This is a genomic window from Streptomyces sp. NPDC050546 (assembly GCF_044457425.1).
In the GTDB taxonomy this organism is placed as follows: Bacteria; Actinomycetota; Actinomycetes; order Streptomycetales; family Streptomycetaceae; genus Streptomyces.
This window is the reverse complement of the sequence record NZ_JBITGX010000004.1, coordinates 129,468-153,655: the sequence shown is the minus strand read 5'-3', so window position 1 is coordinate 153,655 and position 24,188 is coordinate 129,468. Positions and strand designations below refer to the sequence as shown.

The 24,188-nt window shown below is 67.3% G+C and carries 20 protein-coding genes and 1 pseudogene; 9 read left to right on the top strand and 12 right to left on the bottom strand.

The annotated features are described in order from the left end of the window. Positions 1-30 precede the first annotated feature (30 nt). Positions 31-1,239 carry an acyl-CoA dehydrogenase family protein gene (locus ACIBK5_RS11650; protein ID WP_399018585.1) on the top strand — a complete coding sequence of 403 codons (1,209 nt, stop codon included), beginning with the start codon at positions 31-33 and terminating at the stop codon, positions 1,237-1,239. 52 nt (positions 1,240-1,291) lie between these two features. Here ACIBK5_RS11650 and ACIBK5_RS11645 read toward each other — a convergent pair whose 3' ends face one another. Both ACIBK5_RS11645 and ACIBK5_RS11640 read right to left on the bottom strand, forming a co-directional pair. After that, a complete protein-coding gene (locus ACIBK5_RS11645; RefSeq protein ID WP_399018583.1) occupies positions 1,292-2,521 on the bottom strand; it encodes an LCP family protein in 1,230 nt (409 codons plus the stop codon). Positions 2,522-2,573: 52 nt separating this feature from the next. Continuing rightward, positions 2,574-4,499: a glycosyltransferase gene (locus ACIBK5_RS11640; RefSeq protein ID WP_399018581.1), complete on the bottom strand. Its 1,926-nt coding sequence runs from the start codon at positions 4,497-4,499 to the stop codon at positions 2,574-2,576. A 406-nt stretch (positions 4,500-4,905) separates the two neighbouring features. On the opposite strand from ACIBK5_RS11640, the gene ACIBK5_RS11635 reads away from it, so the two are divergent. After that, positions 4,906-5,862, top strand: coding sequence for a hypothetical protein (locus ACIBK5_RS11635; protein ID WP_399018579.1), 957 nt, complete (start codon positions 4,906-4,908; stop codon positions 5,860-5,862). 14 nt (positions 5,863-5,876) lie between these two features. On the opposite strand, the gene ACIBK5_RS11630 is transcribed toward ACIBK5_RS11635, so the two are convergent. Further along, on the bottom strand, positions 5,877-6,371 hold the full coding sequence (locus tag ACIBK5_RS11630) for a hypothetical protein (RefSeq protein WP_399018577.1): 495 nt from the start codon (positions 6,369-6,371) through the stop codon (positions 5,877-5,879). 486 nt (positions 6,372-6,857) lie between these two features. On the opposite strand from ACIBK5_RS11630, the gene ACIBK5_RS11625 reads away from it, so the two are divergent. The 3 genes from ACIBK5_RS11625 (at position 6,858) to ACIBK5_RS11615 (ending at position 9,361) form a co-directional block, all read left to right on the top strand. Beyond that, the gene (locus ACIBK5_RS11625) at positions 6,858-7,526 is read left to right on the top strand and encodes a hypothetical protein (protein ID WP_399018575.1); all 669 of its coding nucleotides are present in this window, start codon (positions 6,858-6,860) and stop codon (positions 7,524-7,526) included. After that, the gene (locus ACIBK5_RS11620; RefSeq protein WP_399018573.1) at positions 7,523-8,608 is read left to right on the top strand and encodes a hypothetical protein; all 1,086 of its coding nucleotides are present in this window, start codon (positions 7,523-7,525) and stop codon (positions 8,606-8,608) included. The genes ACIBK5_RS11625 and ACIBK5_RS11620 overlap by 4 nt, the downstream gene beginning before the upstream one ends. Before the next feature lie 213 nt (positions 8,609-8,821). Next, positions 8,822-9,361, top strand: coding sequence for a hypothetical protein (locus tag ACIBK5_RS11615; RefSeq protein ID WP_399018572.1), 540 nt, complete (start codon positions 8,822-8,824; stop codon positions 9,359-9,361). Here ACIBK5_RS11615 and ACIBK5_RS11610 read toward each other — a convergent pair. The 5 genes and pseudogenes from ACIBK5_RS11610 to ACIBK5_RS11590 all read right to left on the bottom strand — a co-directional run. Then, positions 9,309-9,723 (bottom strand): annotated as a pseudogene (locus ACIBK5_RS11610) (transposase family protein); the annotation flags it as partial. The gene ACIBK5_RS11615 and the pseudogene ACIBK5_RS11610 overlap by 53 nt on opposite strands. A 431-nt stretch (positions 9,724-10,154) precedes the next feature. Next, positions 10,155-11,393, bottom strand: coding sequence for a mucin-2 (locus ACIBK5_RS11605; RefSeq protein ID WP_399018570.1), 1,239 nt, complete (start codon positions 11,391-11,393; stop codon positions 10,155-10,157). Positions 11,394-11,626: 233 nt separating this feature from the next. Further along, a complete protein-coding gene (locus ACIBK5_RS11600) occupies positions 11,627-12,433 on the bottom strand; it encodes a hypothetical protein (RefSeq protein WP_399018568.1) in 807 nt (268 codons plus the stop codon). A 69-nt stretch (positions 12,434-12,502) separates the two neighbouring features. Then, complete coding sequence (locus tag ACIBK5_RS11595; protein ID WP_399018566.1) at positions 12,503-13,000, bottom strand: hypothetical protein; 498 nt, start codon at positions 12,998-13,000, stop codon at positions 12,503-12,505. A gap of 80 nt (positions 13,001-13,080) precedes the next feature. Continuing rightward, positions 13,081-13,389, bottom strand: coding sequence for a hypothetical protein (locus ACIBK5_RS11590; RefSeq protein ID WP_399018565.1), 309 nt, complete (start codon positions 13,387-13,389; stop codon positions 13,081-13,083). Between the two features lie 930 nt (positions 13,390-14,319). On the opposite strand from ACIBK5_RS11590, the gene ACIBK5_RS11585 reads away from it, so the two are divergent. Both ACIBK5_RS11585 and ACIBK5_RS11580 read left to right on the top strand, forming a co-directional pair. After that, positions 14,320-14,997 (top strand): hypothetical protein, encoded by a 678-nt coding sequence (locus ACIBK5_RS11585; RefSeq protein WP_399018562.1) that lies wholly within the window; start codon positions 14,320-14,322, stop codon positions 14,995-14,997. A gap of 182 nt (positions 14,998-15,179) precedes the next feature. Then, the gene (locus tag ACIBK5_RS11580) at positions 15,180-16,616 is read left to right on the top strand and encodes a PE-PGRS family protein (RefSeq protein WP_399019178.1); all 1,437 of its coding nucleotides are present in this window, start codon (positions 15,180-15,182) and stop codon (positions 16,614-16,616) included. 1 nt (position 16,617) lies between these two features. Here ACIBK5_RS11580 and ACIBK5_RS11575 read toward each other — a convergent pair whose 3' ends face one another. From ACIBK5_RS11575 to ACIBK5_RS11565, 3 genes are read right to left on the bottom strand one after another with little or no spacing between them, the layout of a single operon-like run. Beyond that, positions 16,618-17,241 (bottom strand): hypothetical protein, encoded by a 624-nt coding sequence (locus tag ACIBK5_RS11575; protein WP_399018560.1) that lies wholly within the window; start codon positions 17,239-17,241, stop codon positions 16,618-16,620. Positions 17,242-17,258: 17 nt separating this feature from the next. Next, positions 17,259-18,098 carry a hypothetical protein gene (locus ACIBK5_RS11570; protein ID WP_399018558.1) on the bottom strand — a complete coding sequence of 280 codons (840 nt, stop codon included), beginning with the start codon at positions 18,096-18,098 and terminating at the stop codon, positions 17,259-17,261. A 40-nt stretch (positions 18,099-18,138) separates the two neighbouring features. Beyond that, the gene (locus ACIBK5_RS11565; protein ID WP_399018556.1) at positions 18,139-18,399 is read right to left on the bottom strand and encodes a WXG100 family type VII secretion target; all 261 of its coding nucleotides are present in this window, start codon (positions 18,397-18,399) and stop codon (positions 18,139-18,141) included. 204 nt (positions 18,400-18,603) lie between these two features. On the opposite strand from ACIBK5_RS11565, the gene ACIBK5_RS11560 reads away from it, so the two are divergent. Together ACIBK5_RS11560 and ACIBK5_RS11555 are read left to right on the top strand one after the other, a co-directional pair. Next, positions 18,604-18,864 (top strand): WXG100 family type VII secretion target, encoded by a 261-nt coding sequence (locus ACIBK5_RS11560; protein ID WP_399018555.1) that lies wholly within the window; start codon positions 18,604-18,606, stop codon positions 18,862-18,864. A 133-nt stretch (positions 18,865-18,997) separates the two neighbouring features. Beyond that, on the top strand, positions 18,998-19,615 hold the full coding sequence (locus ACIBK5_RS11555) for a hypothetical protein (protein ID WP_399018554.1): 618 nt from the start codon (positions 18,998-19,000) through the stop codon (positions 19,613-19,615). A 64-nt stretch (positions 19,616-19,679) separates the two neighbouring features. Here the strand turns inward: ACIBK5_RS11555 and ACIBK5_RS11550 are convergent, their stop codons facing one another. Further along, entirely contained in the window at positions 19,680-24,161 is a 4,482-nt protein-coding gene (locus ACIBK5_RS11550; RefSeq protein WP_399018552.1) for an FtsK/SpoIIIE domain-containing protein, read from the bottom strand. Positions 24,162-24,188 lie beyond the last annotated feature (27 nt).

Sequence of the window (24,188 nt, the reverse complement as noted above, 5' to 3'; positions counted from 1 at the left end):
AGCGGGCGCGGGGGAGGTCACGGTGCAGCCATGACTTCGGGCACGCGAGACACCGTTCTGCCTGTACCTCCCACCGACACCGGCCTGGTCGAGCGCGTCCGCGAGCTCGCGCCTCTCATCCGCGGGCACGCCCTGCGGACCGAGCGGGAGCGGCGGGTGACGCGGGAGGTCGTGGAGGCACTGACCGGGACCGGGATCCAGCGGATGAACGTGCCCCGGCGGTACGGCGGTTACCAGAGCAGCCTGCGGACCCAGGTCGACGCGCTGGCGGAGCTCTCCGCCGCGTGCGGTTCGGCCGGATTCATGACACTGATCCAGGCCGGATGCGCGTACGTCGCCGCACTCTTCCCCGATGAGGCGCAGGACGAGATCTTCACCAGCCCCGACGTACGCGTCGGCGGCAGCCTGATCCCCAGTGCGATCGCCGTCCCGACGGGCGACGGCGGCTACGTGGTCAACGGGACCTCGCCCTTCGCCACCGGCTGCCGGGACGCCGACTGGCATCTGCTGACCGCCCGGGTCGAGGGGCGGCCCGAGTCGGTGTGGACCGCCGTGCCCGTGGCCGAGCTGGAGATCCTCGACGACTGGCGGGTGTCGGGGCTGGCGGGCAGCGGCAGCAACAGTGTCGTGGCGCGCGATGTCGTCGTACCCGCCCACCGCGTGCTGCCGGTCGCCCCGCTGCTCGGCGGTGAGTTCGCGTCTAAGGCCAACGCCGACGACCCGTTCTACCGGGTGCCGGTGCTGCTGATGTTCTGCGCCTGGGCGACCCCGAACGCCCTCGGCCTCGCCCGCTCGGCACTGGCGGAGTTCCGCGAGCGGATCCACCGGCGGGGCATCACGTACACCTTCTACGAGCGGCAGCACGAGGCGCCCGTCACGCATCTGCAGACGGCCGAGGCGGCGTTGAAGATCTCCTGCGCCGAGCATCTGACCGACGAGATCGTCACGCTGCTCGATACGCGGGCGGCGAGCGGGGAGCCGCACACGAAGCCCTTCACGACCGAGGAACGGGCAGGAGTCCGGGCGCGCAGCGGCTATGTGGCCAGGCTCTGCCTGGAGGCCGCCGACCTGCTGGGCTCGGCGTCGGGCGCCTCCTCGCTCCACGAGGAGGTGCCGATCCAGCGCGCCGTGCGCGATCTGCGGGCGCTGAACCTGCACGCCTTCGTCCACCCGGCGACCAACCTGGAGCTGTACGGCAGGGTGCTGGCGGGGCTGGAGCCGGGCACGCCGTTCCTCTAGAGGGCTTGCTCTAGAGGGCTTGCTCTAGAGGGCTTGCTCTAGAGGGCTTGCTCTAGGGGGCTTGTGAGGTGCCGGGCGGCCGGTCCTCCCGTATCGCCGCGAACAGGGCGCGGGCCCGCCGGTCGTCCCACTTCACCGCGCTGCCCTTGGAGGTCCGCAGGTCGGGGTCGGCCACGGGCACGTTGAGCTGGCTTCCTCCGCCGGCCGCGGCCTTCTTCATGGCCTCGAACAGTTTCATGAGGTCGGGCAGCTCCGTGCCCTCGTCCACGATGAGCGTGTCGAGGCCCGCGCTCAGGGTCGGGAAGGACTTGGACGGGTCGGCGAGAGTGGACGGGGTGGCCGCCTTGTCGGCCAGGGCGGCCAGGAACTTCTGCTGGTTGCGGGTGCGCCCCAGGTCACCCTGGGCCTCCTGCTTGCGCTGCCGTACGAAGGCCAGGGCCTCGGAGCCGTCCAGGGTCTGGCATCCGGCCCGCAGATCGGCGCCGGAGTCCTTGTCCCGTACGGCCTTGTCCAGGCACATGTCCACGCCGCCGACCGCGTCCACCACGCCCACGAAGCCGGCGAAGCCGATCTCCGCGTAGTGGTCGATGTGCACGCCGGTGTTGCGTTCCACGGTCTGCACGAGCAGGTCGGGGCCGCCCAGCGAGAACGCCGCGTTCAGTTTGTTCGGCGTGGCCCGGTAGCTCCTGCCGGTGTCGGGATCGACGTAGGGCGGGAGGGTCACCCAGGAGTCGCGCGGCAGGCTGAGCATCGTGGTGCCGTTCGCCCCGGTGTGCAGCAGGATCACCGAGTCGGTACGGCGGCCGTCGGTGGAGCCGGTGTTGAGGTCCTTCTTGTCCTTCTCCGACAGGCCGTCGCGGCTGTCGGAGCCCACGACCAGGTAGTTGGTGCCCTCGCCGGGCGGCACCCGGCTGCTGAGCGTGCCGAGGTCGACCTCCTGGTTGAGCCGGGTGTCGGCCCAGACGTACGTACCGGCGCCGGCGAGCGTGAGGACGGCCGACAGGACGGCGGCCGTACGCACGAACCGGCGGCTCCCTCCCGCCCGGCGCCGGGGGGTTCTGCTGCCGTCTCTTCGGTCTCGTGGCCCCCTCCGGCCGTGCTCGCTCCTTCGGTCACCCTCCTCGACGCTGCTGTCGTAGCGGCCGGGCGCGGCCGACGAGGACATGCCGGGCAAGGGGGCGGTACGGATCGAGGGCGGGGGCACCAGCGGGAACGCGGACGGGACCCTTCCCGGATCCCGTCCCGCCCGCTGGTCTCCCGCGGGGTCGGTCCAGTCGCTCATCGGCCCATTCCGCTGGTTCACCTCGGCGATGCTGTGGGGGGATGCTGTCGGTTCAACGCATAGGCACGCTCTTATACGGAACCGGCCCACCGATCTGTTCAGCGGCCGTACCGGAGCGCTGCATCCGCTGCCACCGCAGCCGGCTCCCGACCAGCAGCGCCACCAGCGACTGGATGACGACGAGATACATCAACTGCCGGTAGACGACGATCTGGAACGGCATCGACCACAGGGCGCGCACCGGCTCCCCGTCGAGTCTGAGCGCGTATCCCGAGCAGACGACCTGCACGCCGAAGAAGGCGAACCACACCCCGGCCGACTCCAACGGGTCGCGGAACAGCACGCCGTACAGGGCGTAGACGTCGATGACGGGCGCGAGCAGCGGCAGCGCGACCTGGAAGAGCGCGAGATAGGTCAGCCCGCGCCGCCCGAACCGCCCTGCGGTCCCCCGGCCGAAGAAGGCCCCCCGATGCTTCCACATCGCCTGCAGCGTGCCGTAGCACCACCGGTACCGCTGCCGCCACAACTGCCGGACGGTGGTGGGCACTTCGGTCCAGGCGACGGCGGACTCCTCGTACAGCACCCGCCACCCGGCCCGCCACAGGGCCATCGTCAGGTCGGTGTCCTCGGCGAGGGTGTCCTCGCTGACCCCGCCGACGCCGATCACCGCGTCCCGGCGGAACGCCCCGATGGCGCCCGGGACGGTCGGCATGCACTCCAGCACCTCGAACATGCGCCGGTCGAGATTGAAGCCGAAGACGTACTCGAGGTGCTGCCATCTGCCGAGCAGGGTCCGCCGGTTGCCGACCTTGGTGTTGCCGCTGACGGCGCCCACGGCGGGATGCGCGAGCGGCTGGACGATCCGCTCGATGGCATCGGGCTCGAAGACAGTGTCGGCGTCGACCATCACGACGATGTCGTACCGGGCGTGCGCGAGGCCGGTGTTGAGGGCGGCGGCCTTCCCGGAGTTGGCCTGCCGCACGACCTCCACCCGCGGATCCCCCATGTTCTCGGCGATGTCGGCGGTCCGGTCACTCGACCCGTCGTCGATCACGACGATCTGCAGCTCCCGATGGCCGGAGTCGAGCAGCGACCGCAGGGTCGACCCGATCCCGGCCTCCTCGTTGTACGCCGGGACGAGCACGGTCACCGGCCCGGACGTGTCGCGCATCCAGGGCGCCCCGGTCCGGAACCGCTCCAGCCGGCGCACATGCGCCCGAGCGAACAGGGCCAGCAGCAACAGCCGCAGCACACCGAGCCCACCGGCGACACCGAGGATCCAGATCATGGCGGTGGAGAAGACCTGCCCGATCCGCGTGGTCCAGATCAGCGCCTCTCCCGCCCACCGTTCCACGAAGGAGGCGGACTTGTACGGAACGAGCCGCAGCCCGTCGGACACGGTGGTGAACCGGTCGACGCCTGGGTTCTTCAACAGCCTCCGCGACTCGGCGTAGGCGCTCTCCGTCTGGCTCAGCTGCCGTACGATCCCCTGCGCCGGCTTGCGCGAGCCCTTGTCGGCGGAGACGAGCACGTACCCGTACCCGGTGGCCTTGCGCGCCGCCTGCCACTCCCGCCCGCACAGCGTCTCGGGAGTCGTCGTCCGCGGCATCCGCAGCAGGTTGGTCCGCTGCCCGGTGGTCCCGGCCAACGCACTCTGGGTCAACTCCAGCTCGGCCTCGAAACGGGGCCCGGACGACTCCCCCAGCACGGCCCCGGTGTACGTGTTGGACCCGATCTCATGCCCCTCGGCCCGGATCCGCCGTACGAGTTCGGGGTGCCGGGCGGCCTGGGCCCCGTGCACGAAGAAGGTGGCCCGCGCGTTGTTCCTGCGGAGCAGATCCAGCAGCCGCGGGGTCCACACGGGGTCCGGCCCCCCGTCGAAGGTGAGCGCGACGGTCCGGGCGGGCATCGCCCCGGTCCGTATCCCGTCCCGGTTGATCCCGATCACGGGCCCGCCCTTCGCGACGGCCTCCGGCACGGGCGAGGTACACGCAGACCGCGTCTTCGCGGCATCGACCTCGTGCTGGGTCCAGCCCTCGAAGATCAGGAAGGCGAAGACGAGAGGGAGGGTGAGGGCAAGGAGAAGCCAGTGGGCCCGGGGGTCGCGGGACTGCTTGTGACGGGCCCGGGGTTTGGATGTGGCCTTGGCCTTGGCGGGCGGTTTGGACCTGGGGCGGCTCAGGGTGCGTCACCGCCCCCCGCCGCGGACCACACCCCACCCCCCACGAACCGTCTTCTCCCACACCTCGCGCCGGGGAGCCTTCCGCACGAAAGGGGCGCCGACTTCGCTTGCATGCTGCGGGAGTTACGCATGGGGCGCGAGTGTAGTTTCGGAGGGGTGGCCTTAGGGGCGGAACGGCGAGCTTCACAGGAGACGGCCAGGGATGAACTCGGCGACAGGCACGGGCAGACCCCGGAGGACGCAGCGAGCCAAGATCGCACGGATCACGGCAGGCACGACAGCGGCCGTCGCCTCCCTGCTCCTGGTACTGCTGCTGCCCGCACCGCCGAAGCTCCTCGATGCGATCCGGGCCGAGAACCGCGCCTCCGACGCTTTCATCTTCGCCTGGGCCCTGATCGCACTCCCCATGGCAGGCCTGTTCCACACTCCCCTGGCACTGGCCCGACGCGCCCGGATCGGCACGGGCTGGGCGCTGATCGCCGGCTACTGGCTGTACGTCGTGCTGATGGCGGTGCTTGCGTGGCAGGTGCAGGGCTACTTCCCGGCTTCGGACGCCCCGGGCAAGAACGGCGGCCTGTTCGGTGCGACGATTCTGCTGGTGATCGGCGTGCCGCTGTTCGTCGTCGGCTCGGGAGGGGTGTTCCGCGAGACGCGGGGCGACGGACGTGAGACGCGGGGCGACGGCCGCGAGACACAGGGCGACGGCGAGGGCACCCTTTCCGCCCAGGTCCGAGACCAGCTCACAGCGGTCACTGTGCTCTGCTGCACCTTCATCGGCCTGGTGGCAGGCCTGGCAGGCGGCTACGCCTTTGACTTCCCCCGCGACGGCTTCCCGGCAGCGTTCCTCCCGGGCGGCGCGCTCTGGGGCCTCCTGGCAGGCGCCGCCGTCGGCAACCTCCTCGGCGCACTGCTGCCGCGCCCCGCGGACAGCCGCCGCACGATGACCGACCACGCGAGGTCGTTCGCCCGTACATCCGCGAGCCTGCTGGCATGCTGCCTGTGCCTGTCGCAGCTGGGCTGGTTCCTACCGGCGTGGGCGGTGGCGCTGGTCGGCCTTCCGGCCCCGTTCGTACTGTTCGTTCTGGCGGGTCGTGACGAGCGGCTGGGGCGGTGGGTGGAGTACCGGCAGATCGAGGTACCGAAGAGCGCACTGTACTGAGCTCGCGCGTTCACTCACACCGGGACGTACTCCTTGTCCCACCGGCTCTGCCGCACACCTCCCCAGGTGCCCATCACTACGGCGAGGACGAAGAGGACCGCGAGGAAACCGGCGTTCGAGCTCTGCTCCACATCGCTGGTCGGACTGGCAACGCCCGCGGGGTCGTACCGGACACGCAGTTTGCTGCCCGCCTCCACCCAGTCCCTGCACCCTTCGCCTTCCGAGAGCGAGGGAGAGATCTCACGGCCGCCGACCGTGCGCAGGTCACAGTGGTTGGTCTTGGCGCTGTCCTTACGCACGACCACGGCGTCCGTCCACTCACCCCGCACAGCCAGAGCAACCTGATCACCGGCCCCGTTCCCGAACACACCCAGTGCCACCCCCGCTACGACGGGAACGACGAGCTGCCAGGCCATTTTCCGCTGCTTGCGCGGAACCCTCCGCAACATCAGCAGCGGCACGAGAACCGTTGCCAGCGGCAGCACGATCCAGGAGAGGAGCAGGGCCACCCCGCGAACGGGTCTCCACAACGGCACGACAGGCCCGAGCCAGGCGAGCCCCAGCGAACCGCCGGCACACACGACACTGAATGCAAGCCACCGGACGAAGTCGGCCCGCCACCAGGCTTGTTCTTGACCACTTCGTCCGACCCGAACAAAACCCTCAGACATATTCTCCGCCACTCGTGCGCTTCGGCCCGGGCCACATTACGGTCAGGCCCTGATGGAACACGGACACCCCTCCCTGCGTCTCACCGCGACAAAGGCACCGCACTAGCGAATCGCCCCTCGCAACGTCACGGCACCGGACTGCTGGACACCACGGCATCCCAGCCCGCACCTGTTCGGGCACGATCAGGACACAGCCAGCCCTTCGAGGGCCCCATACGCCCCGGATTACCCCTGTTCCCACAGAAGTTCGCCCTGGTGAAACCGGAAACCCCACCGGTAACGTCAGGGCGATTACTGAACTTCTGTCTCTCACGGGGAGCCACTGTGAAGCGCCGCCCATTGCCCGTTGCTGCCGCACTTGCGGCAACGGCAGCACTGTTGTTGACGGCCTGCGGTAGCGGGGACGACAAGTCCAGCGACAACGACAAGATCGCCGGCGCCGACCAAGGAGCTGAGACGCCGAAGGAGTCGTCATCGCCCTCAGCGTCGACGGGGAACAACCCGGACGGCGTGGACGTGTCTGTCCCAAAGGACATGAACCTGGTCTTCGACTGGGACAAGCCGAAGGACAAGAACGAGGCGGCCGCCATGGATGACGCCGCGAACTTCCTCCGCGCCATCTATCGCGGCGTCGACAAGCGCACCACGAAGGACGCGGCGGTGACGGCCTACAGCACCGGCGGCGGCTTGCACTACGCGCAGGTGCAGATCAACGAATGGATCAAGGGTGGCTGGACGGCTTACGGAACCCGCCGCCACTTCGATGCCACCACACGGTCTGCCCCGAACGGAAAATCCGTAGAGGTCGCGTTCTGCGCCGACACCAGCAAGTTCTACGGCAAAGAGGTCAAGACGGGGAAAGTCTTGAAGACTGACCCGAGCCCCAAGGACTTCGGCTACTACAGGATCGTCATGGTCAAGTTCCCTACGGGCAAGGGCCTGTGGCAGGCATCCAAGGTGTTCGTCGAGACAGCTGCGGAGAAGTGCCAGTGAACAGGTCACGGCCCACAGGCTTCGGCACCACCACTGCCGCACTGGCCCTTGCGGTCAGTACGCTCGTCATCACCGCACCGAACGCCGTGGCGGAACCGGTGGATTACGAGAAGGGACGCGAGACGCAGGAGGGCGGTACGGACGAAACTGGCGTCTACGCCGCCGCCCGAATCCAATACTCCGGATCCGTCGCCAAGGGCGGCGGCACCGGAAACGTGAAGTCTGTGGACGTCAACTGGACACCCCCTCCCTGCTGGTACGCCCCCTACCTCGGCGCCAAGGACTTCAAGAAGGAGATGTCCAAGCACATCGACAGCCAGCTGAACACGCCTGGAATGGGCGGGACCGCGGGCGCGGCGCTCGGCGAGACCAAGCGCCACTACGAGGACGGGTTCGACATCCCCGGGAAACCCGGCTACAAGGACTACAACGTCAAGAACGACGGCAAGGGCATGTTCTGGGCCGGCGTCGAGAACCCCAACGAGCCGGACTACCTCAAGCGGACCTCGTGCACGGACCTCCCCTTCTGGGTCGAGAACGGCGATGCCCCGCCGCCCCAATACGAAGAGGCCATCACCCCGGAGATCCTCGCCGCTCTCGCCTACCAGCACATGGAGCTCCCCGACACCAAGGTCACCCTCGCCCCTGAGGCCAACACCAAGGTGAACCTGCCGACCTGGGCGTGGCTCGACAAGGCGGTCTTCGACGAGGTCCAGGCCACGGCGGCCCTGAACGTCCCCGGCTTCAACATCCAGGCCACCACCACCGCAAAGCCGGTCTCCCTCAAGCTGGAACCGGGCACCAAGGACGCCGAGACCTACCCGGCCTCCGGTGAGTGCGCCATCAACGCCGACGACTCCATCGGCGAGCCCTACGCCAAGGGCAAGGCCAACGAGACGCCGCCGTGCGGAATCAAGTACCTCCGTTCCTCCGGCAACGGCACCTTCAAGCTCCAGGCCACCATCACATGGGAGATCACCTGGACCGGTACGAGCAATCCCAACCCGACGCAACTCCCCAACGGCACCTTCGGTAACGACCAGGACATCACCGTCCAGGAAATCCAAGCCGTCAACCGATAAAGCAAAGACCCAATCATGACAGCACTAGAATCGTCAGCACAGTTTCCCGCGCCCCACAGCCGCATCTGGGGTCTCAGCGCTTGGTCAGCCTACTTGGAATGACACTCGTTGGGCCGCTAGCAGTTCGGACCCTTAAGATTCCTCTACAGCCGGGTACTCATTACACATTGAGGGAATCCGGACTCCGACGCCCGAAGGGTTCAATCAAGGATTATGCAATACACAGAGAAGACACCAAAGGTCTGGTCAGGGATCTGCATCACCGCCTACTTGATCGGCGTGAGCTACATGGGAGCCGACACGATTCCCGATGAGTTCGGCCTCTGGCTAGGCCTGTGCGCCTTGTTCCTCCTCGTGCTACTACCCTTCCTGGCTGTTCCGGTCTCCAAGTTCATCTACAATCGAATTCAGATAGATACGCACACGCTCCGAGTTGGTCGCGAGCGCATTTCGCTCGCGGACATCGACCCCACCTCTGTGAAGGAAGCCTCCCAAGCGGGGCCTTCCACCACAGCCGGTCAGCGCGCCGCATCAATTAACACGATCAACGTAAACAGCCAGGGACAGAACAGCAGTGGGCCAACCAATCACCGGATTGCGGGTGGCGGTTGGGGCGTCCCCATGGGCATGGAAAGTGTCGTGATCCGCACCCGGAATGGTGAGAGTCTCCGCTTCGCCACACGTAACCGCGCTGCCTTCCTCAACGCGCTACTCCAGGCAGTGAGCCGTTCCAGCGCTGCCGTCCCAGAGTGAGGACGGCTACGGCGATTGAGGACCTTCGATTCGGGCTGCATGGAGCTTTGCGGAAGATTCGCCACGACTTCAGCCGTGCGGCGCCGCGCTCGACCGATGCCCGTGCCGTGGACAGCGCGCGGGTGGCGGTTTGCTGGGTTGGTGCGAGGTCAGGCCTGGCGGCGCCCGAGAGGTGTCGTCACCCAGGAGCTGGCTCCTACGCAGGCGCGGTCGGCAGCGATGGGGATTTCCTGGCGTTCGCAGATCCGGATGATCCGGTGGGTGTGAGCCACGGTCAGGTCGTGCGCGCGGCCGGGCAGTGCGAGTGAGAGCCACAGCAGCCGCCCGACCGGGTCGGTCACCAGCTGCACGTTCACCCCGTGTGGCGGAGTTTGTGCCAACAAGTGATGCCGCCGGTTCCCTCCCTCTCGGTACCGGTACACCCGTCCCACGGCCCAAATCTTTAGAGCCCGGGCACCTCTACTCATCCACAAGGACTCCCGGTTGAAGGACACAGGCTGCCCCGCCACGCTCAATTTTGCTTTGGCCACGCGAGGCCGCCTGCCGTACCGAAGAGCTTCGCAGGAGGACATCGGAATGTTCTCACCAGTCACCATGGCACCTTCGCGCTCGGCGCGTTCGGTATCAGGAACGACCTCCAAAGCAGGAACGATGAGTGCCACGGGCCCAGCCCGCCGACGTCACCTCGGCAGCATTCACGTGACGTTGATTCATCGAAGTCACTGTTTTCGCAAGGCGCTCAAGTTCGAACGAAAAGTCGGACATCGTTCGACCCTGCCCTCTTCCACAAAGATCAATCAAAGGGATTGAGTGCACTACCTAGCGACTTCGCGCCGTCGGCGAGCTTTCCAGCTCCCTCACTGATTTTCTTCCCTGCCCAGGCTCCGGCGTCCGCGACCTTTCCAGGGAACTTTTTGACGGTATCCCAGTTGTCGACGATGGACGCAACACCGTAGACGGCACCCGTGACCACCGCCGCGCCAATCGTGATTGGATTGGGCGCAACCATGGCGGCCGTGAGCGAGGCATTGAAGGCCACGCCGGACACCTTGGAGACATAGCCAGCCTTGTCTCGCTTGAACGCCTCGACAGGGTTCCCCTCCTGCATGACGTCAATCGCCCCGATGCCTGTAGCCAGGACGCTGCCGCCGATGCCTGTCGCACGCCAGAACCCGGCAGTGCGCAGCGCGCCCCCCGCCCCGGAGGCGAACGCCCCCAGTCGGCTCGCCCCGGCGGCCCGCGAGGCCGTGCCGACGTTCTTCCCGACCCTGAGGAGGTTCGCTTCCCAGGCATGCAGCCGCCCGCCGTGAAGTTGGGCGAGTGTGTCAGATCCGGTGAGGATTTTAAGGACGACGGGAGGAGTGCTCCGGCCGATTTGCGCCCCCAGCAATCTTATTTTGGCCGGGAGGAGTTTAGATCCCTGGCCCTTGAGAAGTTGAGCGAGTGTCGTACCCGGCGCCTTCATCAACTCGCCATGCTTGAAACGCTTGACCAGCTTCCACGTTCCCAGGGCCGCCGTCGAAAAGGCACCCGGCACGGTCGAGACGAGAGCCGTCAGGTTGATATAGTCGCTGACGACCTCGCCGAGGTTCTCATTGCCGCTGATCTTGCCGGCAGCGTCACCCGGAATGCGTTGCAGCCAATCCTGATACGTCTCGCCTGGCTTGCGCTGCAGCCAGGCGGCATCAAACTTGTCATCATTCGCAATGGCAGCGTTCGCGATGAGCATGGCATCAGGCGGGAGTTCCCCAGCCTTGAGATCCTCTGGCCTGAATCCCGCGTACAGCGCCGCCGCCCGGGGGTCCCCGTTCTCGGCCCGCAGAATGGCCGCGCGCCGGCGCAGGCCGACGGCCGTGTCGTCGGTCCAGGACCTCATCGGTTTGATGGGGCCCAGCTTGTCCCCTACCCCAAGTCGGGAGGCCCGAGTGAAGGCCTCGTCCAGCTTGTCCCGCAGATTACCTCTGCCATCGAGCAGCTTGGCCAGGTGCTCCATGTCGTCCGGATTGGCCATGCGCTTGGAACTGTCGCTCATTCTTCCCCGTCATGTGCTGCGCTATGTGGATGGGCCGGTGCTGCGAAGCGAAGGGCTTGAAACGCCACGGGCGGCTTTTCAGAAACGCCGAGGCGTGCGCCGTGCTAGTGTCCTGCGCCGGAATTTCCTAGGCAGTTCTGGCTGAGCCACGGACGGTCAACCCGCCTTGTCGGCGGCGGGAACCCGACCGCCCAGACGAGACGTATCTACCAACGGATTTCAGGCGCAGGACACTAGGACGTGGCCTGGGAGGGCTGTGCGGAGGCGAGTTGCGCCCCGTCCGGAAGTAGATCCGTGATCATCTGCCACAGTTCCTTGGCCGAGGTACGTCGAACCCGCAGTGCACTGCTCGCGTCCACCTGACCCTCGACGATGGGCTCAGCAGGCAACTCCCGCAACCAGTACCCCTCGATTCCGCAGTCCCACACCACAAGGGCCCGCACTGCCAGCCCGCTGACCTTCGTTTCCGCTCCCCGCCAGGCCATGGTGATACGCCACATACAGTTCAGCTGGGCCAGCACCTCGGCCAGCCGCACCGGGGCGTCCGCCGCTCGGGCCACAGCCTCCGGCTCTTCGATCTGCCCCGCCTCCATACGCTCGACCACACCATCGAACGTGCTCATCGTCGACGTGATCACTTCACCCGAGTCCGCCTCTTCGGTGAAGTCCCGGTGCAGATCGACCATCCGGGCCAGCGCCCACACCAGCGTTTCGGGCTCTGCGGGGACATATTCCGACTCGGTGTCACCAGGCCAGTTCTCGTGCGTGAAGATGAAATCATCCCCGATGACGGCTCCGCTCTGGGTGACACCCTGAGGGCCAGTCATCTCGACTCGGGCGATGAGCCGGGGCTCCATGAGTGTCGCGACGAGCGGATAGAGGTCAGCCGAGATCTTGTCCTCGGCGTCGAGTATCCCTGACTCCCTCAATTCGGCCCGCGCCTCGGACAGTTCGGCGGGGATCGGGTCACCCTCCACAAGAAATCCCAGCACGCTGACATGGGAATCGGTCAGCCGAAATCGGCGCCGGGCCGCATCCATCGAAGGCATTCTGTTGTGTCCCCCTGAAGTCAGAGATAGTGGAAGAATCAGAGATCGGTTGACCGGTGGTCATAGAGAGCTGAACCGGTTGAGGAAGCGTCCGGGCAGCGACACGAGCGCACCGCGCGTCGTGAGGTTCCGCGTGTAGACGCCCTCAAGGACGAGAGCGAGACTGATGTCGAGGGCATCCGCCTCGCCCAGGCAGGTCCCCGAGAGGGTGCGTGGGTTACTCCAGCTCGAACGCCTCATGTGCACGGCGGCACCTGAGCGCACCAACTCATGGCTGCGCTTGCCGCCCCGCTCGGCGTAGGTGTACCCACGCCCCTTGGCCAAGATCCGCAAGGCACGTCCCCTACGGCCGAGCCACCACACGTTTCTGGAGAGCTCCGCCGGGTCCCAGTCGACCCGCAGCTCCCCGCTGGCCAGCAGGGGGCGCCGGAGATAGCGCAGTCCGAGATATGTGGTGAGCGGAAAGCTCTCCCCGCTCACCGCCACTTCGCAATATTCCGACGGGTAGTCGCTGTACTCCGTAGGGAAGGCCAGCTCGATCCGCCCGAGCCCCTCCACGTGCCCTACCCACGAGTAGGTGTCGCCATGAGGCCCCTTGCCGGATGACACAGCACGCTGCAACTCGAACGACACCCCGCTCATCCGCTTGACGCCTTCCTCTCCTCCATCAGTCCGGTCATATCCATGCCTTTCAGCTCTATACGGCCACAGACAGGCACGACATCAGGCACTGAGAACAGCGTCTCGACCAGCCGGCAAGCCGCACGGCGCAACTGGGTTGCCACGCCAAGGTACGTAAAGCAAAGGTAATCGAACCACATGGCAGGCCAGTCGGGGGAGCGCACAACGTCCCACCGCGCTATGCCCGCAAACAGCAAACAGGTCAAACACCCCATCCACCTCAAAATATCCTGCAAGCTGACATCAGCGGCGTCGGCGGCACTCAAGCAATCCGTGCTCGAACGCGTCGAAGTCCACTGCACTGCCGACGGCGAAGGTCAAGGAGGAGACCGAAGGAGGAGACCGGTGGCGAAATCGGTGAATAGCAGGTACGTCGTCGCGAGCACCGTGGTTCTGTTCGCACTGTCGGGGTGCGGAACGTCCGACGGAGGCGACGGCGCGACAGCCCCGCCCGCACGGGGCAAGGGCCCTTCGTGTGCCGGCGAATTCACCGCGGGCGGCCTGCATGTGCTGCGCGGGGGCGGCTTCCGACTACCCGCCGGCGGGGGCGTGCAGTACGCGACCCACGCCGACGGCAAGACCCGCAGCGCCACCGTCCGGGGCGGAGTCAGGTACGAGGCAGGCCAGAAGCAGCGGACGGTCGAGCCCGGGCAGCACATCACCGTCTCAGGGCAGGGCTACACCGTCACGCAGATCTGCGCCTATCGGGTCGTCCTGGAGCCGCAGGACGTGAAGGCCAGAGCCGCGGTGGCTGCGGCCCCGGACTCACTCGAGTCGCAGGGGGGCCAGCGGACAACGGCCTTTGCTTTTCCACCAACCGATCAGTGCTGGCCGCCGCCTCGAAAGGGTTCCCCCCGAAGGGAGAAACCCAGTCCTTGCTCGACAACAGCGGCGTGTGGACCTCCCCCACCGGCTTGTCGATCACGGCCCACGTCGGCAGCGACGCACAGACCGGCGGAATCAGCGCCAGCTGCGCGGGCATCAAGGTGGCCGGTTACGAGAACGTCCGGTCGGAGACACGGTCGAGTTCGCGAACGTGTTGTTCAAGGTGTCGGAGTTGTCGGACGACGTCGTGCGGAGGAAGCGGACAAGCGCGTAGCACGCGCCGGAGTGCACAGCTCGGCCTCCCCAGCGAGCGGCCTGACCAGTTGGAGTTATGGTCGGAGTCCATCCCTAAAGTGACCCGGAGAGGCACCGTGTTCGGCAAGAACAGGCACGTCGACGAGCCGCCCATCCATGTCGTCCCCTGGACGGACGCCTGGGAGTTCGCCATCACCGACGAGGAACGGCCTGCCGCAGGGCAGCGCAAGCGTGCCGCGCTCGGCGTCCGTGCGTTCAGGGTGCCGCAGGGCTCGGGTGGCCAACGCGTCAACGCACCTTGTGCGTTCTTCCCGCCGCAGCCGTCGGCCGCGGGCGGTCAGCGCCTGTACGAGGACGCCGAGGGCACCAGGCCGCTCTGCTCCCTCGACGAACCTCAGGACGTCGAGGGTCGGCGCCACTACGCGGTGCGGGACGCGCGAGGAGAGGGCATCGGAACGATTCAGCGCATCGCCCCGCTGAAGCACGCCCTGAAGCCGACTTGGCGCATCCTCCAGCCCGGGCACCCCGAGATCGTGAGCAGCGCGGAATGGGCGAAGGGCGGCCCGAAGGAAATGGTCCAGCGCGGCGCGGGAAAGCTGCTACTGGGTGTCGCCCAGGCCGTCGCCGACATGGGGGCGGAGGGCGGTGACCAGCCGGGCAAGTCGCGGGTTCTCGAGTGGAAGGCCGGCGACGAACTGGTCCTTACCTCCGAGGGCGACCGCAGGTTCCTGGTCCGGGCCGCATGGCTGGACAGGCGCCTCGCCTTCGCATACGCACTCCTGCGCACAGGTTGAGCACACTGCCGAAGAGCACGCGGGGGCAGAGCGCCGGCTTCTCTTAAAAGTGCGTTTGCACATGGTAAAGAGAAGGTGATGCAGCGGCCTTGCGGAAACAGGTGTCCTTACGCTGGATCAGCGACTCCACAGCCTTGACCGGCTGGTTCCGGAACACAGCTCTGGGGATCTGAAACGTGGGCATACGGAATGTGAATCCGGACGACCTGGACCAGCTCGCGAAGCTGCTCGACGGGCGCGGCGGGGTCCAGGACAAGGTGGATGAAGCGTTCACCAGAGCGTCCAGGCTCGGCGTGACGAGCAAACTGACCACGCTCAAGCCTCTGCGCAGCTGGGTCAAGGACACCGCACCGGACTTGCGCAAGCGGGCTGTCTTCGCCCGGCTGGAGAGCGGTGACCCGCAGGCCGGGCTCATGTGGGCCGGGTTCAGTTCCAAGGAGATCGCGAAGTACAAGAGCGAGGGCCTCGGCCCCGACGGCCTTCTGCTGGCCAACTCCGTCGCGGCCAGCGACGATCCGAACGCCTACAAGTTCAAGCGGCAGCCCGAAGAATCGCTGGCAGACTGGATCCAGCGGCTGGAAGCCCACGCCATCGCCCAGATGCCCGGGCTCCAGCCGCACGAAGAGACGATCGCCTCCATGATCGGTCTGTACGGCGACTGGGGCTCCGTGACCGCCGCCACGGCCGTCGTCACTATGCAGGGCACGTCACTCACCAAGGTGCTCCTGGGCAACTCCCTGAAGGCGGGGGCCCTGCGCACCTGGAAAACGCGACTCGGTGTCGTCCTGCGCGGTTCCGACAGTGGGCTCATTCGTTCCGCCGGCAACGGCCTGATCAAGTGGACACCGAAGCTGCGCTCGCTGAGCGCGCCGGGCAGTTGGCTGCCCGGTCAGCTCGGTTCCCTCTTCGGCCGCAGCTCCACCTACCAGAGCCTGTCCCGCATCCCTCTTACCAGCGGCATTCGCGGGGACCTGATCGGCCAGGGCTACAACTGGGTGCGCGCCACACCTTTGATGAACTCGCTCCGCGCCAACGGGGTGATCGACTTCCTGGTCGGCTCCGACCAGGCAGCCAGGATGTACGGCGGATTCACCCACTCCGGCCAAGCGGTCGCTCGCGCGGGCAACGCGAGCCTGATCAAGGTGTTCACCAAGGCCGCGAACAGTCAGCGGTTTGCCAACTCCGCGGCGGAGGCCACGAACGCCGCACGAGGCGCTGGGGCCCTGCGTACCGGCCTCGGTGCCGCCGCCAAGACCGCCGGCTTCCTGCGCGGCGCCGGCATCGTCGGCGGGGTCATGTCTACGGGCTTCAGCGCCGCCAACGTCATTTCACAGGGCAACCCCGTCGACGCCTTCAAGAAGAAGGGCGCTGCGTACGTCGCCGATGTCGCAGAGGTCGGCTTCAACGCCTCCCTCACGGCGGCCATGGTCGCCCCGAACCCCGTCACCATCGGTCTCGCGGTGGGGACGGGCCTAATCTACGGCGGCGCGAAGGTCGTCCAGCACTGGGACGACATCAAGGAAGGCGCGGGCAAGGCGGCTGGCTGGGTCGGCGACAAGGCCAAGGACTTGGGCAAGAGCATCGCCAAATCCAAGGCGAATCCGATGAACTGGTTCTGAACTACAGCTCAGGGACTGGGGATCGCTTCCGCAGCCCTCGCCGCCGAAGCCGCCCGTACAGTATGGCACTCTCCATCGCGGCGAGCAGTCCCACGGACGTCCATACCAGGTAGGGCGCGACGCCCTTGACGTGGCGGCTCAGCCGTGGCTTCAGCCAGCCTTCCGGATCGATCACCAGGGTGACACTCTGCCCCTCTGCGAGGTCGTCGTCGCAGCCATCGGGGTCGTCCACCTCGTAGGCGCGGGGCTTGTCCGTGTCAGTGGTCACGGCCGTGCACGCCCGGCCGTCTCCGTGTTTCCTCCAGTACGTGCTGACGTCGCCGATCACAGCGTCGTGCCGCACGCCACGGTCATTGATCACGTAGTCGCCCATGGCCGGCCCTACGAAAAGCATGAAGGCAAATCCAAAGACCGCTACGCATGCGCCCGGTCCTGCACCACACATGACCCAGGCGATGACCAGCACGAGCAGTGCCAGGACCGCGCCCAGCACCACCAGTGCGTCCTGGCGCTGAGCCAGCCACGCGCACCCGATCATCGTCAGGGGCGCGAGAACGAGCGCCCCCACCGTGCCGGGCCAACGCCGCAGTTCGTTCCGACTCGCGGGCGCATATACCTCGGTCATGTACGAGACTCCAGGTGCTACTCGTCCGCGATCAGCAGTTCTTCCTTGTCCGGTAGCAGGCCCGTCAACTTCTCCCACACTTCGGCGGAGTTGGACTTCGCCAGGACAAGTGCACTGTCCGGGCCGACCTGGCCCGGCCTGATCGGTTCTTCGGGTTGCTCGCGGATCCAGTAGCCGAGGGGGCCGCAGTCCCAGACGGCCAGGGCGCGGACCATGGTGGAGCGCTGGCCCTCGTGTTCGCCGTCCCAGGCGGCGGTGATGCGCCAGGTGGCGTTCAGAGAGACGACCAGGTCAAGGAATCGGCCCAGGGCCAGGTCCTTGAGGTCGGTGTCCGCCTCGACGAGTACCTTGCGGACGAGGTCGCGGGTCGCGTCGTCGTCGGCGCCGGGCTCTTCCAGGGCGACGAACGCGGCATCCAGAGCGCCCATGGTCGTCTCGACACGGACCTCGGGAGCGCCTTCCTCCGGCTGCTCCGTTCGGTGCAGGTTGACCTTGCGGGCCAGTTCCCACACGAGGGTGTTCGGCTCGATGGAGACGTACTCGGACTCCTCGTCCCCCGGCCAGCCATCGTGTGAGATCACGGCCTCCTGGCCCACGATCACACCGTGGTTGACCACGCCGTGCTCGCCCGTGATCTCCACCTGGATCATGACCATCGGGTCGGCCAGGGCGCCGAGCGGCTCGCGGAGAACCGGAGCCAGTTCTCCCTCCTCGCCGACCAGGCCGATGCGCTGGAGCTCGACCAGTGACTCCCACAGCTCCTCAGGTGGCGTCTCGCCGTCCAAGAGGTGTGCGAACACGACGATGTGACGGTCGGCCAACCGGAAGCGGGCCCGGGAGCTGTCGTACGAGGGCACTGGTACGGGTTCCTCTCGCCGAAGCAGGGGCAGCGCCCCGCTACTTCTTCTCGTCCTTCAGGTCCTTGGCGTCCTGCGTGCACTTGTGCGCTTCGTCGCGCAGCGCCTTGGCAACCGTGCCGCACGTCGTCTGCCAGCTCTTGAGCCGCCCACGCACGTTGTCCGCGTTCGGGCCCGACCACGTCTTCATCCCCGTGGTGCTGTGGTTCTTGGCGGCATCGACAAGTGAGTCGATGTGGTCGGCCAGCGACCTCAGTTGGCCGGCCCGCTGGTTGAGTTCCTGAATGTCAGGATTTGCCATAGCAGCCTCCCCCGCTGTCCCAGGAGCCCCAGCATACTGGCGCTCCGTGTAGACCTTTACTGGGCTCCCACTCCAGGCCAACACCACTCGTTCACACGAAACTCCGATCTCCGAAGGCGCTGGACTGCGACTACGTCTGGTGCGGTAGCGTCCCGTGTTGCAAACGGATAGTCCGTTTACTCACGTGACACGGGGAGGAACGCCATGGATCGCGGTGCAGATCTCACTCAGCTTCGGGAGCTGTCCAAGCTCTTCGGCAAGAAGGCCACCGACCTCCAGGGCCTCATCAAGGCTCTGGAGACGGCCACCAGCCAGAGCACGGGTTACTGGAAGGGCCCCAAGGCCGACCGCTTCCGGAACGACTGGCACGACGTGAAGCCGACGTTCGACAAGTGGGTCGACACGCTGAACGAGGCCAGCAAGTCGGCCAACACCAGCGCCGACAACATCGAGCGCGCCACCTGAGCCGACGCGGGAACGCGCGGATGTCGCAGCCTGCCGGGGCATTCCTTCGAGGTCATCGAACCTCGGAAGGGATGCCCCCGGCGGCGTCTGAGGCAGAAAACAAAGCTCTGGTGCCCGCGCCCTTGCGATGACCATGGCCAAGAAGAAGAGAAAACTCCGCACGGGCCAATATCAGCTCCCGCCCCATGTGGAAGAGGCACGCCGAGCGGCAGCGGGAGCAGCTGCCTGGCAGCCACGGCCGAACCTTCCGCAATGCCGCTTGATTCTGGCTGGGTTCGGCCTGTTTCTGTTGTGCGTCGGGATGGCCCTTGTTTTCTTGCTCCCGTCGTATTCCCTGGTACAGGACCTGCGTTCCCGCGGGGTCAGTGCCGCTGCCACGGTCGTCGGTGTCGACTCCAAGCCGAAATACGTGAAGGTCCGTCTCGTGAGCAGCCCCGAGGCAGGCACAGAGGTCAAGCTCTCGGACTACGCCGGAATGCTTCCCGAAGGGCAAGCCGGCGCCTCCATGATCGTCACGTACGACCCCGAGGACTCGTCCCGGATCCTCGCGCAGAGTTGGGTAGATGACCCGCCGGCGAACCTGCCGGCCTACGGCAGTTCGGCTCTGGCCGTCGTCTTCCTCGGCCTCGTCACGGCGGTCCTCTGGCGCCGTCTCTGGATTCTTCGCACGTTTGGCCCGGAGGAGCCGCCTACCTCGTCGACGAGTGGCAATAGGCCGAGCGACGAGGGCGTTCGCAACACGAAGTCTTAGTCCAGACGTCAGGCGATCAGTGCTGAGGGGGCTCCCGCTCACTGAGCGGGAGCCCCCTCGCGGTCTATGAGTTCATCACAGCCTGAACCGGCACGAACGTCCCGCCGGCCACGAACAATCCGCTGCCCGCTGCTCCGCCCCCGCTGTTCGCAGGCAGGCGGATGCCGAACAGTTCGCCGTCCGAAGAGCTTTGAGGCGTCAGCAGCAGGCCATTGCGGGACTTGCGGGCCTCGACCGCGAAACCCCGGTACTGACCCGACAGGGAGTCCGTCGTGCCGGCGGCGAGCAGGCCCACGCCACCGTCGGCTCCCTTTCGGATGACCCCTTCCAGCGGCTCGTCCAGCGGCGCGTCGTAGAGGAGTTCGGCGTCGTCGACCACGACCACGTACGGCTGTCCGTCGAGCCGGTCCTGGATTTCCTCCAGCTCGTCACCCGAGCTCTCCGCGTTGAGCATGCCGAGCACGCCCTCACGGCCCTCCAGGTCACGCAGCGGGGACCGGCGAGGGGTCACCACCACCAGGGGCGTGCCCGAACGCAGCAGGGACTCGGCGGCACACAGCAGTGCCGTGGAGCGCCCCGACTTCGGCGGGCCCGCGATGACGAATCCAGGTCCGTTCTCCTCCAGGTCGATCCCGATGGGGTGGAGTTCGTCGCCGCCCACGGCGAGCAGCGCCCAGAGGGGGGACGGCGAAACGAAGTCCGGGTCCAGGGCCATCGCTTCCGACGCCGTGATGCGCGTCGGCAAGGCGTCGACCCGCAGGGGGCGGCGGCCCGCCGGCACCCGACCGTAGCGGTTCCTCGCCTCCTCCGCGATCTCGCGGAGCGCGCGGACCTGGGCCTGGCCGGCCGGGTCCTGCGCCAGCAGGCCGATCTGCGTCTCGTCCACGCCGGTGTCCGTGATACGCAGGGCGCGTCCGGGCGGCATGTTCTTCGGGACCTCGCGAGCCTGGAGACCGGCCGTGGAGTAATCGTTCGGGTCGGCGAAGCGCATGACGAGACGGTCGGCGAAGGCCGAGGAGACATGCCCGCTCAGACCACTGCGGTCGGCTGTCATGACGACCTTCAGACCGGCTGCGGAGCCTTCGCGGAAGAGCCGCTGGGCCGCTTCGAGCAGCTGACCGTAGTTGTAGTTCTCGAAGGTCGACGCGAATCCTTCCCAGCTGTCCAGGAGCAGGACCATCCAGGGCAGGCGCTCCTCCGGCGAGGCACCCGCGCGCTGTTCCGCCGCGCTCGACGCTCCCTCCATCGCCAGGAGTTGCTGGCGGCGAGCGACCTCCACCTGGAGACGCTGGATCAGACGGCGGACCCGGTCCGGCTCGTCGCGCGTCACGACGGCGCCCACATGCGGCAGCCGCACCAGCGGCAGCAAGGCGTTGGAGCCGCAGTCGATGCCGTAAACATGCACGTCTAGCGGTGAGGTGTTCCGGGCCAGGGAACCGGCCAGGGTGCGGAGCGCCGTCGAGCGGCCCGAGCGAGCGCCACCGAGCAGCAGGGTGTGCTCGCCGTACACGAGGTCCAGGGATACCGGCATGCGGCTTTGCTTCGCCGGCAAGTCGACCAAGCCATACGGGATCGGGGCCACGTCGTCGCCCGGGGCGGTGCCCGGTGCGCCGCCGTACATGGACAGCTCGTCCAGCGTGACCGACTCCGCAAGCGGCGGCAGCCACGGGCTGCGCTGTTCGCCGAAGCCCATCCGCTCGGCGCCGTCGCGTACCGCGTCCACGAGGACAGCCAGGTCGGTGACCATCGTGCCGTCGTCCTGCGCTTCGTCCCGCTTGGGCAGCGGGCGGGCGTAGGCGTTCCAGGGCAACGGGATCAGCGTGGCCTTCGGGCCTGTCTGGCCCGTGGCCGGACGACGGCCACCGATACGGGCCGACTGCACGCCGACCAGGGACTGGGCTCCGGATCGGACGTACATACGGCCCGGGGTCGACTTGGCGATCGCGCCCGAGTCCGGTGCGTCGATGACGTCCATCGACTCGGAGGCGTCCGTCACTCGCAAGGCGATGCGGAGGTTGGTGTTGGCCCGGATGTCGGCACTCACCACACCTGCGGGACGTTGCGTGGCGAGGATCAGGTGCACACCGAGCGAGCGGCCTCGGCGTGCGATGTCGACCAGGCCCGCGATGAAGTCGGGCAGTTCGGCGACCAGGGACGCGAACTCGTCGATGACCAGGACGAGCCGGGGCATCGGTTCCAGTTCGGGGCGAAGCTTGCGGGTGTCGTTGTAGTCCTCGATGTCCTTGGCCGCGGCGTCGAAGAGGATCCGCTCCCGGCGATGCAGCTCAGCGGCGAGCGAGGCGAGGGCCCGCTCGGTCAGGTGCGCGTCGAGATCGCTGACCATGCCGACGGTGTGCGGCAGGCGAGCGCAGTCCATGAACGCACTGCCGCCCTTGTAGTCGATGAGGACGTAGTTCAGGGCATCGGGGCGATTCGCCACCGCCAGCGAGGCGATGATCGTCTGCAGGAGTTCGGACTTACCGGCACCCGTCGTACCGGCGACCAACGCGTGCGGCCCGTCGCGGCGGATGTCCAGGACGAAGGCGCCGTCGGCGGCGAGGCCGATCGGTGCGGAAGTCGTCGAACCGCCCACCTGCCAGATGCGTTCCACGTCGGCACCCGCTGGGTTGGGCAGGTTCAGCAGGTTCAGCAGCCGGGCCGAGGTGGGCAGCGCTGAATCGGCGTCGTCGCGACTGACGTCGCGGATGGGAGCGAGGGAGCGAGCCAGGAGTTCGCACCATTCGTAGGGGACCTGGTCAGCCAGGACGTCACCGGCGGCCTCCAGACCGTAGCCGCGCACTCGGACGTGGTGGGACGCGTCGGGCGACCAGGCCACGACGGCCTTGCACTCCTCGGGGAGCAGCCGCTCGTCCTCGTCGATGCATAGGGCGAAGATGCCGTACTGCGGTCCCTCGGTCAGGAGTTGCGGGACACCGGGGACGCGGCGCAGCAGCCGAGCCCCGTCAAGGATCAGGAGCACGTTGGCGTCCGGATACAGCTGGCCCGTCATGTTGTGCTGCTCGCGGGCCGCCTTGCGTCGTGCAAGCTCGTTGAGGAGCTCGTTGACCCTGCGGCTGATGCCCTCCGAGTCGAAACCGACCAGAGCGACGCAGTCCTGTCCGTCGTCGGGGTTGGTGTGCGGCAGCCAGTGCGCCCAGTGCCACTCGGCGCCAGCGGCTGGTGTCGCGGCCAGCGACACCAGCGACAGGTCCCGAGGGCTGTGCAACACGGCGGCCTGCACGCTCAGCCAGCGCGCGGTGGCGAGGGCACGGGCGCGGTCACCCGCGATACCGACCACGCCGAGCCGGGCGAGCGGCAGGGTCACGGGGACGTCCGGAAGGGTGGGGGGCTCCGGGGGTTCCTCGTCGTGCGACGCACCGCCGCGCGCGAAGACGAGTTCCACGTCGGAAGGCAGGGCGCCGACCCCGATGCGCAACTGCATCGCGTCCGGGTCGGTGAGACGGCGCTCCCACAGGCGGCGGCGAGGGCCGGTCGCGAAGAGCAGGATCTCAGCCGGGTCAGGGTTGTCCTCGCGGCGGGCGCGCTGTTCTTCCTTGCTGAGGGTGACGAGTTCTGCCTCGTGGGCCGCGAGGTCCTTCTTGTACTGCTTCAGGGACGTCTTGTGCTTCTTCTTGCCCTCGCGGTTCTCACTGATCCACTGGCCCAGCATCATGAGCGGGCTCATCAGACAGAACAGCAGCATGTAGATCTGCTTGGTGATGAAGTACATGGACAGCCCGAACAGCAAGGGCATGAACGCCATGATGAACTGGAAACGCGCTCGTTCTCCCTTGGAGGGAGGCACCGGCACGGCCAGTCGCCGCCGAGGCCGCAGCGGCGAGAGCCGAGGGGGGCGGTTGTAGGCGAGGCCGCCTTCACTCATCGCGGACAGGTGCGCGTCCGGCTCGGCCACCTTGTCGAGCACCAGCAGTGAGTCACCGACCCGCACGACACCGCCGAGCGGCCAGGGAGTCCCGGCCGTCACTGCGTCATCGTTGAGTCGGATACCGGCCCCTGCCTCCGGAGTGAGGGTGACACTGCCCTGAAGGTCGATCGTCAGTCGGAGGGTGACCGGCGGCAGTGCGGCGTCCGGCAACGGCAACGAACAGGTGGGTGCCGATCCCGCGGTGGCCGCTCCGACACCCAGCCGGACCACCCGCCCGGAACCAGGGCCACCCGCCACTCTCAACTCGTACTGTCCGACGGGCTCGCCCTTGCGCAGCAGCGGACCTATCGAGCGGTCGACGGAAACGCGCATGCCGTCCCGCAGGACGTCGGCCGCCGGAGACGCCGGATCGCACAGCACGCCGTCAGCCCACAGCCCGGGGGCTCCGGCCACCGCCGCCCCGTAGCCGGGCAACGAGGCCAGCGACGTGCCGGGCATGGCGACGACGTTCCCCGTCCCACCGCCACGCGGGGCGAAGCTTCCTTCGACGGCCTGCGCCAGCACCTCCGCGACATCACCTGCCGTGGCAGTGTCGTCGGCGGCGACGACGACGTCCTCCGGCTCACCGCCTTCACGTACGACCGTGACCAGCATCCGCATGATGGTCATCCTCCCCGTCGGCCCCTG